A 13,838-nucleotide genomic window follows, 5' to 3' on the forward strand; every position below is an offset into this window, starting at 1 on the left:
CATAAAGCGATGGTTTACAATAGTCGGCTTTGAATCGCCAGACGAAGCCGCACACCGGTATAGCCCTATGAATGTAAGTATTAAAACACCAGAACAAATTGCCGCCATGCGCATCGCCGGCCGACTCGCCGCCGACGTTCTTGAGATGATCACCCCGTATGTAAAGCCAGGCATCAGCACAGGCGAGCTAGATAAGATTTGTCATGACTATATAGTAGACGTGCAAAACGCCATCCCCGCGCCGCTAAACTACAACGGCTTCCCAAAGTCGGTTTGCACCTCCGTTAATGAGGTAATTTGCCACGGCATTCCGTCTGACAAGAAGATACTGAAAGATGGCGACATTCTAAATATCGATGTGACCGTCATAAAAGATGGCTGGCACGGCGACACCAACCGCATGTATTACGTTGGCAATGTCCCTGAGCACGCCAAACGCCTATGTGAAGTTACCCAAGAATGCTTATATCAGGCCATCGCACTGGTTAAACCGGGTTGTACGCTAAGCGAAATTGGCACAGTAATCGCCAAACACGCTCGAGGCAAACACTACAGTGTCGTAGAAGAATACTGTGGTCATGGCATCGGCCTAGTTTTCCACGAAGACCCTCAGGTTCTTCACTATGGAGAAGGTTATAACCGTCGTAACGATTTGGTATTAAAAGAAGGCATGACCTTCACAATAGAACCCATGATCAACGCCGGTAAAAAGCAAACCAAGCTCAACACCAAAGATGGCTGGACGGTCACCACCCGCGACCGCCGCCTGTCCGCACAATGGGAACACACCATGGCGGTAACCGCAGACGGCGTCGAAGTTCTCACTGCTCGCCCAGACGAACCTTTTTACCGAGAGCTATAAATGAGTCAAGCTGCATTACCGGATATCCATGCGCTGCCCCAGCCCGGGCAGTCGATAAAGACCTACAAAAACTACCTCAAAACGCTGGCGTCTGATCTAAAGGCGCGCTTTGAAGCCGACGAAGATATTCACACCTTGGTCACATTGCGCTCAAAACGCATCGACGAATTATTACAGGGCATTTGGCAAAGCTATCAATGGGGCGACGATATCGCCTTAATCGCCGTTGGTGGCTACGGCCGAGGGGAATTACACCCCTACTCAGATATCGACCTACTAATTTTGACCAGCGATAACGGCCACGACTACCGGGAAAATATCGAAAACCTAATTACCCTGCTCTGGGATATCAATTTAGAAATCGGTCACAGTGTTCGCAGCCTTAGCGAGTGCACTCAAACCGCCGCAGACGACATTACCGTTGCCACCAATTTAATGGAATCCCGCACCTTGGCGGGCAACCCCACCTTACACAGCGAGTTAATGACCAAGGTTGGCCCTGAGAACATTTGGCCAAGCAGCGACTTTTTCCGTGCAAAGTGGGACGAGCAAATATCTCGCCACCGCAAATTCGCCAACTCTGAATACAATCTAGAGCCCAATGTTAAGAGCTCGCCCGGCGGCCTGCGCGACATTCAAATGATTGGCTGGGTGGTTAAGCGCCATTTTGGCGCCCAATCTATTGACGAGTTAGCCGAACGCCAATTCCTTAGCAAAGAAGAACTGGACACATTAAAAGAAGGCCAAGATTTTTTATGGAAAATGCGTTTCGCACTGCACTTATTAGCAGGCCGCGAGGAAGACCGCCTGCTCTTTGACCATCAGCGCACGCTAGCAGAGCAGTTTGGCTTTACCGACGGCGACGGCAAGCTCGCCGTTGAGCAATTTATGCAGCAGTACTACCGCTGGGTTATGCACCTTGGCGAACTTAACGACGTGTTAATGCAGCATTTTGACGAAACTATTCTGCGCGCCTGCGAGGCAGAAACCGTCTTCGAAATTAACAACCGCTTCCGAGTACGCAACGGCCATATAGAAGTGTGCAACGCCAAAGTGTTCGATAAAACACCGTCGGCGCTGATGGAGATTTTTGTACTAATGGCGAGCAATAACGCCATTGATGGCGTCCGCGCCAGTACGATTCGACTCATCCGCAAATCTCACCATTTAATTGACAACCGCTTCCGAGCTGACCCTAAAAATAAGCGTTACTTTATGGAGCTTCTGCGCTCGCCACAGCGGGTAGCGCTTAATCTTCGGCGCATGAAACGCTTTGGCATCCTCGACAAATTCATTCCAGCCTTTGCGGGAATTGTCGGCCAAATGCAGCACGACTTATTCCATATTTATTCGGTCGACGCACACACCCTAGAACTCATTAAAAACATCAGTCGCTTCCGCTATCCAAGTATGGTTGAAAAATACCCTATGGCGTGCAGAATTATGCAGCGCCTACCCAAACCAGAGTTATTGTACTTGGCCGGTTTATTCCACGACATTGCCAAGGGCCGCGGAGGCGACCATTCAAGCTTGGGCGCCGTAGACGCGCGGGAGTTTTGCGAACAACTAGGTCTGAACAAGCGCGACGGCAATCTGGTTGCATGGCTGGTTGAAAAACACCTTGAAATGTCATCGGTATCCCAGCGCAAAGACATCCAAGACCCTGAGGTTATTCGAGACTTTGCCCTCACCATGGGCGACATCCAACACCTCGACTACCTATTCTGCCTTACGGTTGCAGACATCAACGCCACCAACCCCACCCTGTGGACGTCATGGCGCGCATCCTTAATGCGCCAACTCTACGCAGAAACTCGCCGAGCTCTTCGCCGTGGCTTAGAAAACCCCATCGACAAGCAAGAATGGATTGCCGAAACCCAACTCGGCGCCATAGAAAAGCTAGAAGACTACGGCTTCACCGAGACAGAAATTCGCGCGCTCTGGGCCGACACTGGCGAAGACTATTTTATCCGCGAGCAAATTGACGACATCGTTTGGCACACCCGTGCCATCGCCAATCGCGTCAAGGCCAATGCCACCGTTGTACTGGTAAAAGAAGGCGGCCTGCTTGACCACGCAGGCGTAAGCCAAATCTTCGTGCACACCCGCGCTCGCGTGGGCTTGTTTGCCTTGCTCGCAGAGGCAATGGAGCAACTCGACCTGAGTATTCAAGACGCCCGTATTTACAATAGCGGCACTGGCTACACCCTAGACACATTCTACGTATTAGGTGCCGACGGTGAATCCATTGGCGACAACCCCAGCCGCATTGCCCATATTATCGAGTTTATGCGCGAGCATCTTGAGCATCCTGAACGCTTCTCAGCGGTCAGTCGCCGCACTCCCCGTCAAATGCGTTTATTCTCAACGCCAACCCGAACCAGCATGACCACAGATTTAAACAAGGCGCAAACCGTACTCGAAGTAATCACCCCAGACCGCCCAGGCTTGTTGGCGCGTTTAGCGCGTATTTTCAACCAGTACCATATACAACTTCAGAACGCCAAAATCGCCACCCTCGGCGAACGGGTAGAGGATGTGTTTTTCATTACTGACGAAAATCAACGCCCGATAGACGACGCCAAGCTTTGCGAAGAAATACAACAGGCGATCTGCCGCGAACTCGATGAAAAAGCAAATAGTATAGCCCTATGAATCAACACTTAAATTCACTGCAAGCCTACCCCTTCGAAAAGTTAAACGCTTTATTTAAAGGCATTACTGCACCGGCACTTGCACCCATTGCGCTATCCATCGGCGAACCCAAACACCAATCCCCCGAGTTTGTGAGCGCCGCAATTACGCAAAACTTAGACAAATTAAGCAACTACCCCACCACCAAGGGAATCCCCCAACTGCGGCAGGCAATTTCAGAGTGGGCTTGCCGACGTTTTCAGCTAAATGGGCTAGATGCCGAAACTCAAGTTCTCCCCGTCAACGGCACACGGGAAGCCTTATTTGCCTTTGCACAAACCGTGATCAACGCCAGCCCCAACGCGCTAGTCTGCAGCCCCAATCCGTTTTACCAAATTTACGAAGGGGCCGCCCTGCTCGCTGGCGCGCAGCCCGAATTCTTAGCGTGTCGTTCTGAAAATGGGTTTATTCCCGACTTTGACACCGTGAGTAGCGAGATATGGCAGCGCTGTCAGTTGCTGTTCATTTGTACGCCGGGCAACCCCAGCGGCGCAGTCATAACCCGCTCGCAACTGCAGAAATTAATCACCCTCGCCGACCAGTATGATTTTGTCATTGCCAGTGACGAGTGCTATTCAGAACTTTATTTTGACGAAAGCAATCCACCGCTCGGATTGCTGCAGGCCTGCGCCGAAATCGGCCGCAATGACTACCACCGCTGCGTGGTGTTTCATAGTTTATCGAAACGCTCAAATCTTCCTGGTTTACGCTCTGGCTTTGTCGCCGGCGATGCAGCAATTCTCAAAGACTTTCTGCTCTACCGCACTTACCACGGCTGCGCCATGCCAATACAGCATCAATTAGCCAGCATTGCGGCGTGGAGTGACGAAGCCCACGTAATTGCGAATAGAGACCTTTACAGGGAAAAATTCAGCGAGGTGCTAAGCATTCTCGACGGCTGCCTCGACGTTAGCCAACCGGATGCGTCATTTTATTTATGGGCAAAAACCCCAATTGCCGACACTGAATTTGCACGCGGCTTATTTGCCCAGCAACACGTCACCGTGCTACCCGGCAGCTATTTATCCCGCGAAGTCGACGGCTTTAACCCCGGTGCAAATTATGTGCGCATGGCACTGGTTGCAGAACCCGAGCAGTGCGCAGAAGGCGCACGGCGCATTAAAGCCTATGTAAAAAGCCTGAACGCACATTCAACAAACAAGCAAGGCCATTAAATGCTAAAGAAAGAACGTGCGGCCTACATTGCTCAGCGCCTGCAGGAGCTATACCCAGAACAACTGATACCACTGGATCACAAAGATCCTTACACCTTACTAGTGGCGGTATTACTTTCCGCCCAATGCACCGATGTACGGGTTAATCAAATTACCCCCGCGCTATTTGAACTGGCCGACAATCCCTTTGACATGGCCAAGCAGAACGTCGAAATTATCCGCGCCATCATTCGGCCCTGCGGCTTGTCGCCGCAAAAATCCAGCGCGATTAAACGCCTTTCAGAAATTTTGGTAGAAAAATATCAGGGCGTCGTTCCACAAAATATGGCCGCACTGGAAACTCTTCCAGGCGTTGGCCATAAAACTGCCAGCGTGGTTATGGCGCAGGCCTTTGGCGTGCCGGCTTTTCCAGTAGACACCCACATCCATCGCTTAGCCCAGCGCTGGGGATTAACCAACGGCAAGAATGTGGTGCAAACCGAAAAAGACCTAAAGTCTCTTTTTCCCAAGGAAAATTGGAACGCACTGCACCTGCAAATCATTTTTTATGGCCGTGAGTACTGCAGCGCCAGAGGCTGCGATGGCCGGGTTTGTGAAATCTGTACCACCTGCTACCCCCGCAGAAGAAAGCCTAAATTGGTTCTCAAACCTTAAGCATTACCCCACGCCGTGATCCACGCCAGAGAATTTGTTATCCTTAGCGGCTAAATTTTCGCCCGTACCAGCAGCAGTATTTTTAGCAATAAGAGAAATCCCATGAGCACAACACTCTACGGCATTAAAAATTGCGACACCGTTCGCGCCGCCAGACGCTGGCTGGAAGAACATACCATTGATTTTGCATTCCACGATGTCCGCGACACCCCACTCAGCGCCCAGCAGCTAACAAATTGGCTGGATCAACTCGGCCTCGACGCCGTAGTCAATAAGCGCAGTACCACGTGGAAACAACTATCTATAGAACAACGCAATTCATTAAACGCAGAAAGCGCTATCGCGCTACTTCTAGAACACCCAACGCTAATGAAGCGCCCCCTACTCGACACTGGCAGCACCCTGCACCTCGGGTTTAAAGCTGCCGACTATCAAGCGCTATTCGCGCATCACACCCTTTAAATCATCTAAAGAGACGTAACAATGACTCACACATCTTTCGCATTCGGTCTTGGTCTTGGCACTCAAAACAGCAAAGGCGAATGGCTAGACACCTTCTACCCAAGCCCGCTGCTAAACCCAACAGCCGAGCTGCTTAGCGCCGTACAAGCAGTAATCGCCCCACTACAAGGGAATACCGCCGTTGCCGTAAGCAATGAGCAAATGGCTCAAATTGCCGACGCAATCTCGGCTACTGACACCGCGCAAGCCACAGTTGCAGCGCAACTCGCCAGCGGCAACCAAGCCCTAGTCGTCACCCTATTAAGCAGCGACGACGCACCCGGCTCGGTGCCTGAAGGATATTTAAAACTTCACCTGCTCTCTCACCGCCTAGTTAAACCCCACAGTATCAACTTAAGCGGCTTGTTCGGCGCGCTGCCAAACGTCGCGTGGACAAACCAAGGCGCTGTTGATATCAGCGAGCTCGCTGAACGCCAGCTACAAGCCCGCCTAAAAGGCGAAATGCTAGAAGTGATGTCGGTAGATAAATTCCCAAAAATGACTAACTACGTGGTTCCTACTGGTGTTCGTATTGCTCACACCGCGCGGGTACGCCTAGGCGCTTACCTCGGCGAAGGCACCACGATTATGCATGAGGGTTTTGTGAACTTTAACGCCGGCACCGAAGGCCCTGGCATGATCGAAGGCCGTATTTCTGCGGGCGTCATGGTTGGCTCCGGCTCTGACCTTGGTGGTGGCTGTTCTACCATGGGCACACTGTCTGGCGGCAACAACATTATTATTTCAGTCGGCAAGGAGTGCCTAATCGGCGCCAACGCCGGTGTTGGTATTCCGCTGGGTGATCGCTGCACCATCGAAGCGGGCTTGTATATTACCGCGGGCTCAGTACTAAGTATGATCGACGCTGATGGCGCCGTGGCAGGCACCACCAAGGCCCGCGAACTATCCGGTCAATCTGATTTATTATTCCGTCGCAACTCTAAAAACGGTGCAATTGAGGTATTAACCAATAAATCCGCTATCGCGCTAAACGAGATGCTACACGCCCACAACTAAGCCATTGTTGCTCGGATTCTGCCCTGTTTTCGCGGGGCGGAATGCCATTTCTGGTGAACTCCTCGCGCCTCTACTACTCTATAAACTGAATCAATTAACTCGCCTTAGCTTGTTTTTACGACTAAGAAACAAATTATTCAGGAGCGTGATATGGAGTTTCACATTAGCGGCGTCTTAGGTTTTTTAATTTTTATTGCCGATATTTGGGCCATTCTCAATATTGTGCAAAGTCGCGAAACCTCAACTTCCAAGCTACTTTGGATAGTACTCATTTTATTCCTCCCCTTTATTGGTCTAGTCATTTGGTGGTTTACCGGCCCCCGCGAACGGCCTTAAGCCCCTTCTTATTTGCACGCCAGCACACTAATTCATAAGCCGGCGTTGTTAATGTGAATACGGCTTGAATAACATCACCCGCGAGCACACAAAACCAAATCCGCGAGATAGACGTAAGCAATAAGCAATAAACTGCCGCTACACTTAACACACTCAGCCGTCGGTTTGATTTCACACAAAACACGGTGCTCACGCTCAAAAAAAAGACAATACAATGGATACAAATCTACCTAACAAGTCCGACTGGGCCATTAAAATTATTGCCATACTTGCCGTGCTTTACACTCTGCAAGTTGCACGAGACGTGATGCTCCCTATTACGCTGGCGCTCATATTCGCACTGCTACTCGCACCCGCAGTTAGCCGCTTACAACGCATCGGCCTACCCCGCAGCGTCGGCGCGATCTTCATTATGACAGTAGGCTTAAGCGTCATCACTGGCGGCGTGTACGCATTGGCCTCACCCGCCAGCGAATGGCTGCAACGGGTGCCCGAGGCGGTTGACGTGTTGCGAGACCAGATGAGCGACGTCAACCCCGACAACGATAATGTCGACGCAGCCAGCCGCAGTATCGATTCCCTTGCTAGAGAATTCAGTGCCAGCCCCAGTGATCCACAATTAACGCAGGTAGTCATTGCCGACGCTGGCTGGCGCTCGGAATTAGGAGAAATTGCCAAGAACTTTGGCGTGTACGGTACGCTCAGCATTATTCTGCTATTTTTCTTATTAACCTCTGGCGAGGCGCTAATGAAGCGCTTCATCCACAGCCTGCCCACCCAGCGCGACAAGGCGGTAGTGACACGTATTGCCGAGCTGGCGCAAACACAAATGTCCCGCTACCTACTGACTATTACCGCAGTCAATATTTCAGTGGGCGCAGTAACCGCCGTCGGACTTTGGCTAGCGGACTTTCCTGATCCCGCACTGTGGGGCGCCGTCGCGGCATTGCTGCGCTACATTCCCTATCTTGGTGTGAGTATCACTCTTATTCTATTTACTATTGTCAGCGCCGTAACGTATAACAACCCAGTCGCCATTATTGCCACGCCGCTTTCATACGGTCTATTCACCGCCTTTACCGGCCAGTTTATTGATCCTTTCGTCCACGGTATGCGATTTAGCCTGAATCCTATCGTGGTATTTTTATGGATATTTTTCTGGGGTTGGTTATGGGGCGCACCAGGCGTGCTACTTGCCGTGCCTTTGCTGACACTGTTTCAAGTGGTTTGCCAACACACCGAGCGCCTATTACCTGTTGCTCACATCATCGGAGATAGCAATGAATAAATCCTTAGACGCGTATCGCAAATCTATATGGCCACTGCCGCAGCAACTCCAAACCAGCGACGGCAATATGCGACGCCTAGGCGTGGAAATAGAATTTACGGGCATGGAAATCAACGCCATCGTCGACATCATTATCTCGCTGTATGGCGGCAAAGCGGAGCCCGTTTCGGATTACGAAATTAATGTGGTCGACTCGTCTCTTGGTACCTTCGGCGTAGAACTCGATTTTTCTTACATCAAACGTATCAGCCGCGAACGTCACGAATCTGCAGACAATAATGATTTAGAAGAACTGGCCGAAGCCATTGTTGGCGCCATTGCCAAGCAACTAGTGCCCTTTGAAGTGGTGGCGCCACCAATTGCGATGGACGAGTTGTGGCAGCTAGAAACCCTATTTCAAAAACTGCGTGATTCAGATGCACAAGGCACCCACGCCTCGGCCAAAAACGCCTTTGGCTTACAGCTAAATCCTGAGATGCCCGACTGTAGTGCAGACACCATTCGCGACTACCTCCGCGCCTTCTTATGCCTATACGACTGGTTAAAAATGCGCTGCGATGTCGACTTCAGTCGTCGCCTAACGTCTTATGTTGATCCCTTTGGCAAAGACTATGTTCGACTCTTATTGCGAAGCGACTACGAACCCGACATCAATCAATTGATCGACGACTACCTTGAATACAATCCGACTCGAAATCGCGCCCTTGATATGCTGCCGCTGTTCTCACACATCGACGACGAGAGGCTGCGTCACACAGTGCAAGACGACCGCGTAAAGCCGCGACCCACCCTCCATTATCGGCTGCCGAATAGTCTTATTGACGATCCCCAGTGGGGACTTGTTCATCCCTATCGCGACTGGCTACAAGTCGACAATTTAGCGATGGATAAACGCCGCCTAGACATGGTGTGCCGAGGCTATCGCAAATACCTCGACAACCCCACCGCCAATCTCTTCACCAACTGGGCAAACAGCGTAAGCCGCTGGTTGATTCCGGAGCTGTTGTGAACAAACCCTTAATTGGCGTTACCGGCGACGACACCAATCTACCACTGGCGTGGTGGTTTATTCACTGGGCGCTTTGGCGCTGCGGCGCGGTAGCCTATCGACTTACGCCGCAGCGCTGTGAGATCCCAGACCAACTCGACGGCATTATTATCAGCGGCGGCGACGATATCGATCAGCGCTTATATATGCCCGACGCCCCCGATACCGCGCCCATCAATCGTGAGCGCGACCGTTTCGAAATGATGGCGCTGGAACATAGCCTCGCCAAAGACCTCCCTATTCTTGGTATTTGCCGCGGTGCGCAGCTGTTTAATATTGTCCTTGGCGGCACGCTTTATACTGATTTACGAGAGCACCGTCGCCTTACCTCCAACAAGCGTATGCTCATACCGCGTAAAACCCTAACGGTCGAGACCCAAAGTTCCTTGTACAAAATACTCGGCAGCGAACACTGCCATATCAACAGCCTGCATCACCAGGCCATTCACAAATTGGGCGACGGTTTACACATTTCTGGACGAGACGCCGACAATATTATTCAAGCAGTTGAAACCCCCAATCATCGCTGCCGAATCGGCGTGCAATGGCACCCAGAATACCTACCCTTTCAAGCGCGTCAGCTACATATTTTTAAACACCTCGTCGCGAGCGCCGCACAATGATCAGCCAATATCTACTGATGTTTGGCGCCGCTTTTGGCGCGGCTACCCTATTACCATTTTATTCCGAGATATTATTAGTCGCGCAACTCAGAGAAGGCTTGCATCCGGGCTGGCTATGGTTCGCCGCCACCACCGGTAACACCTTAGGCGCAGGTATAAATTGGTGGATGGGCATGAAGCTCAGCCAATATTCAGATCGGCGCTGGTTCCCCGCTCGCAAGGCCGATCTGATACGTGCTCAAAACTGGTTTAAACGCTACGGAAAATGGACGCTGCTGATGTCGTGGATGCCCATAGGCGGCGACGCACTCACCGTCGTTGGCGGCATTATGCGCATTCCCGCCAGCTCGTTTTTTATCCTCGTTGCCATCGGTAAAGGTATTCGCTACGCCCTCGTTATTGCCGGCGTTAATGCATTATGAATTCAAAGACCATTTGCGCGTACAATGACGCTCCCTGACCGCAAGCGAATTTGAACATGGCATTAAACGCAACGCTTTTTAAAACCACTCTCGACATCAGTGATCTGCGTCGCCACTACTATCAACGCCATCAGTTCACTGTCGCTCGGCACCCGTCAGAAACTGATGAAAGGATGATGCTGCGCATTCTCGCCTTTGCGCTCTACGCTGACGAACACCTAGAGTTCACCAAAGGTCTAAGTACCGACGACGAGCCAGATTTATGGCAAAAATCCCTCACTGGCGAAATCGATCTCTGGCTCGAAATGGGCCTACCCAGTGAAAAACGTATTCGCAAAGCCCGCGCCATCGCCAAGCAAGTGATTATTTTCATTTACGGTGGTCGCACCGCGCAAATGTGGTGGGAAGAGAACCGCAATAAAATCAAACAACACGGTAACGTCAAAATCTTCGAAATCAGCAGCGAGCTCTCCACCGCTCTCGCGGATATCGCCCAACGTACCATGCGAATACAATGCACCATTGATGAAGACTCGGTGTGGATTTCAGACAGTGAAAACAATATTGAAATCACGTTAACCGAACACTGCTAAAGCCTACTCCCTTTAGCAATATACATCGCTACACAGCGATATTTCTTGCGTAACACAAATGCCAATCAGCGGTACTGACATACCGCTGTCACAATAACGCCATAGTATTTAATCCTCAATTCTCTAGAGGATAACAGGCATGAGTTCCCACGCTACCAGCTTACCGGCCGATGCAGAAAAGCCCGCCACCTCCCCATGGTTATCTTGGGCGCTGGTCATTACACTCATTTATCTATTACTTGCTGCAGTAGGCGCTATTGGTGATGGCTTTAAAATGGCTACCGGCAATAACGCCAAAGAACTCTTTGCCTTTGCCACCAACCCCTTTGTTGGCTTAATGATCGGCTTAGCCGCCACCGCACTCATTCAAAGCTCTAGCACCGTCACCTCAATCATTGTCGGTATGGTCGCCGGTGGTTTACCCATCACCATCGCCATTCCTTTAATCATGGGCGCGAATATCGGCACCTCGCTAACCAGCACGATTGTCAGCCTCGGCCACGTCAGAAATGGTGAAGAATTTCGCCGCGCATTTTCGGCTGCCACCGTCCACGATGCATTTAACATTGTCGCCGTCGCCATATTACTACCGTTAGAACTTGCCTTCAGCCCACTGCGACACACCGCAGAAGCCTTAGCAGGCTTTGTCGCTAGCGATACCGGCGTAGACATGAAGAGCATAAACATCATGAAAATGGTGCTGTCTCCCGCATCAGACGTACTAAACGGTGCGGTGAGCTGGATGCCGGGGAAAATATGGATGGGCGTTGCGCTGATTATTATTGGCATTGCGATGATTTTATTTGTGGTATCTGCCATCGGTAAAGTATTGCGTACCGTTATGGTGGGTAAAGCCAAAGACATCATGCATCGCAGCATTGGTCGCGGCCCCATATCGGGTATGGCATCAGGTGCGGCCATTACTGTATTAGTACAATCGTCGTCTACCACCACCTCATTGATTGTGCCGCTGGCAGGCACTGGCGTGTTTAGTTTAAAGCAGGTCTACCCCTTTACTCTTGGCACCAATATCGGCACTTGTATCACGGCATTATTAGCGGCAACCGCGATAAGTGGCCCTACTGCGATTCTCGCCATGCAGATCGCCCTGGTACATTTATTCTTTAATATTTTCGGTATTGCCATTATTTATATCCTGCCATTTTTACGTGGCATACCGCCTGCCATTGCCACCAAACTAGCCGAACTCGCACAGCGTAATAAGCTCTACGTGGTAGCGTATATGGGAGGCGTATTTTTTGCCTTGCCGCTACTTATGATTGGCATAACACAGCTATAAGGAAACTGACCATGCCCGTAAACAAACATCGTGAAACCGAAAATCGTATCCGTGAATTGCGTCAGTCCATAGACGAATTGGAACAACAGCTACTGGACACCAGAAAAGCAGAAAATGCCCAGCACGAAACCTTGGACCACCTCGACGAATATATCAACGCCGTCGACACCAAGGTCAGCAGCCTTAAATTGTTCTGGAGCGAACTTAAGCGAGAGTGGGCATCACTATGAACACAACACATCCGCGCCGTGTATTTCCCGGCTCCCGCGCATTAGCGATCATAGTCTGTGCAACGAGTATTGCCGCCTGCGACGGGCAGCAGCACGTCACGGCGGAACTCACATCAGAAAGTATTATTGCCGACGGCTCCAGCACCGTCTTTCCCTTAAGCAAAGAAGCCGCACGGCGCTACACACAAAAACAAAATAACGTAGATATTCGCGTTAGTTTTTCTGGCACCACGGCTGGCTTCAAAATGTTTTGCGCAGGAAAAAGTGAGATCAATAATGCCTCGCGGCCAATAAACGCAGAAGAAATAGCCGCCTGTAAGGGCAAGCAAATAAGCTATATCGAAATTCCTATCGCAATGGACGCCATCGCGCTGGTTGTGAATCCCAAAAACAACTGGGCCAAAGACATAAGCCTTACAGAGCTTAAAACCTTATGGCGCCCTGCAGCTGAATCCAATATTAAAACTTGGAAAGACCTTCGCCCTAACTGGCCAGACCAAAACATCGCCCTATTCGGCCGAGGTAAAGACTCCGGCACCTACGACTATTTCACCCAAGAAATTGTCGGTGCCACTCGCAGCAGCCGCAGCGATTACACCGCCAGTGAAGACGAGGAATTTCTCGCCAAGGGCATCGCTAGCGATGTAAATGCGATAGGATTTTTCGGCATCGGCGCCTACCACCGCCACTGGGACGAACTGAAATTGCTCGCCATTAAAAATAGTAACGGCGATGCTGTTTACCCTAGTTTAGAAACCGTTAAAGGCGGCAGCTATACCCCGCTAACGCGACCACTCTATCTTTATGTAAATACCAAGGCCTTGACTGAAAAGAAAGATCTACATCCATTTTTAAAAGATTATATTGAACGACTGCCAAACTGGATTCACTTCACCGGCTATATGCCTTTAGAAGATACCCAGTATCAGAAAAACCTAAACCTGCTAAACAAATAACGATTGGCATCCGGTTTAGCTCGTCTCTAAAACACCCGATAAACGTCGGGTATTTTAGAGTACACCTGTATCACTTACATGTAGGACTTGCCATAAACCAAGGTATACGCACCTCAATTAAATTGAGAATAACAAGACG

The 13,838-nt window shown here is 50.6% G+C and carries 15 protein-coding genes; all 15 read left to right on the forward strand.

The genetic code is table 11. The features are described from left to right. Positions 1-67 precede the first annotated feature (67 nt). The 15 genes from map to GVJ32_RS02965 all read left to right on the forward strand — a co-directional run bounded on the left by map (position 68) and on the right by GVJ32_RS02965 (position 13,699). Positions 68-862, forward strand: coding sequence for a type I methionyl aminopeptidase (gene map, locus GVJ32_RS02895; RefSeq protein WP_159238520.1), 795 nt, complete (start codon positions 68-70; stop codon positions 860-862). Further along, positions 863-3,517, forward strand: coding sequence for a [protein-PII] uridylyltransferase (gene glnD / locus GVJ32_RS02900; RefSeq protein WP_159238521.1), 2,655 nt, complete (start codon positions 863-865; stop codon positions 3,515-3,517). Beyond that, positions 3,514-4,731, forward strand: a complete 1,218-nt coding sequence (gene dapC, locus GVJ32_RS02905; protein ID WP_159238522.1) for a succinyldiaminopimelate transaminase — start codon at positions 3,514-3,516, stop codon at positions 4,729-4,731. Before glnD ends, dapC begins: the two co-directional genes overlap by 4 nt. Beyond that, the gene (nth, locus tag GVJ32_RS02910; protein WP_159238523.1) at positions 4,732-5,385 is read left to right on the forward strand and encodes an endonuclease III; all 654 of its coding nucleotides are present in this window, start codon (positions 4,732-4,734) and stop codon (positions 5,383-5,385) included. 102 nt (positions 5,386-5,487) lie between these two features. Continuing rightward, complete coding sequence (locus GVJ32_RS02915) at positions 5,488-5,847, forward strand: ArsC family reductase (RefSeq protein ID WP_159238524.1); 360 nt, start codon at positions 5,488-5,490, stop codon at positions 5,845-5,847. A gap of 21 nt (positions 5,848-5,868) precedes the next feature. After that, a complete protein-coding gene (gene dapD, locus GVJ32_RS02920) occupies positions 5,869-6,903 on the forward strand; it encodes a 2,3,4,5-tetrahydropyridine-2,6-dicarboxylate N-succinyltransferase (protein WP_159238525.1) in 1,035 nt (344 codons plus the stop codon). Between the two features lie 150 nt (positions 6,904-7,053). Then, on the forward strand, positions 7,054-7,239 hold the full coding sequence (locus GVJ32_RS02925) for a PLDc N-terminal domain-containing protein (protein WP_159238526.1): 186 nt from the start codon (positions 7,054-7,056) through the stop codon (positions 7,237-7,239). A 214-nt stretch (positions 7,240-7,453) separates the two neighbouring features. Continuing rightward, positions 7,454-8,527, forward strand: coding sequence for an AI-2E family transporter (locus GVJ32_RS02930; RefSeq protein ID WP_159238527.1), 1,074 nt, complete (start codon positions 7,454-7,456; stop codon positions 8,525-8,527). Continuing rightward, complete coding sequence (locus GVJ32_RS02935; protein ID WP_159238528.1) at positions 8,520-9,536, forward strand: amidoligase family protein; 1,017 nt, start codon at positions 8,520-8,522, stop codon at positions 9,534-9,536. Before GVJ32_RS02930 ends, GVJ32_RS02935 begins: the two co-directional genes overlap by 8 nt. Continuing rightward, positions 9,533-10,198 (forward strand): gamma-glutamyl-gamma-aminobutyrate hydrolase family protein, encoded by a 666-nt coding sequence (locus GVJ32_RS02940; RefSeq protein ID WP_200841310.1) that lies wholly within the window; start codon positions 9,533-9,535, stop codon positions 10,196-10,198. The genes GVJ32_RS02935 and GVJ32_RS02940 overlap by 4 nt, the downstream gene beginning before the upstream one ends. Then, a complete protein-coding gene (locus GVJ32_RS02945; protein ID WP_159238529.1) occupies positions 10,195-10,620 on the forward strand; it encodes a YqaA family protein in 426 nt (141 codons plus the stop codon). Before GVJ32_RS02940 ends, GVJ32_RS02945 begins: the two co-directional genes overlap by 4 nt. A 56-nt stretch (positions 10,621-10,676) precedes the next feature. Further along, positions 10,677-11,213, forward strand: coding sequence for a YaeQ family protein (locus GVJ32_RS02950; RefSeq protein WP_159238530.1), 537 nt, complete (start codon positions 10,677-10,679; stop codon positions 11,211-11,213). Between the two features lie 139 nt (positions 11,214-11,352). Next, positions 11,353-12,513 carry a Na/Pi symporter gene (locus GVJ32_RS02955; protein ID WP_159238531.1) on the forward strand — a complete coding sequence of 387 codons (1,161 nt, stop codon included), beginning with the start codon at positions 11,353-11,355 and terminating at the stop codon, positions 12,511-12,513. A gap of 11 nt (positions 12,514-12,524) precedes the next feature. Then, positions 12,525-12,743 (forward strand): hypothetical protein, encoded by a 219-nt coding sequence (locus GVJ32_RS02960; RefSeq protein ID WP_159238532.1) that lies wholly within the window; start codon positions 12,525-12,527, stop codon positions 12,741-12,743. Next, positions 12,740-13,699, forward strand: a complete 960-nt coding sequence (locus GVJ32_RS02965) for a PstS family phosphate ABC transporter substrate-binding protein (protein WP_159238533.1) — start codon at positions 12,740-12,742, stop codon at positions 13,697-13,699. Before GVJ32_RS02960 ends, GVJ32_RS02965 begins: the two co-directional genes overlap by 4 nt. The last annotated feature ends 139 nt before the right edge of the window (positions 13,700-13,838 follow it).

Origin of the sequence: Zhongshania aliphaticivorans (assembly GCF_902705855.1) — a bacterium.
GTDB classification, from domain to species: domain Bacteria; phylum Pseudomonadota; class Gammaproteobacteria; order Pseudomonadales; family Spongiibacteraceae; genus Spongiibacter; species Spongiibacter aliphaticivorans_B.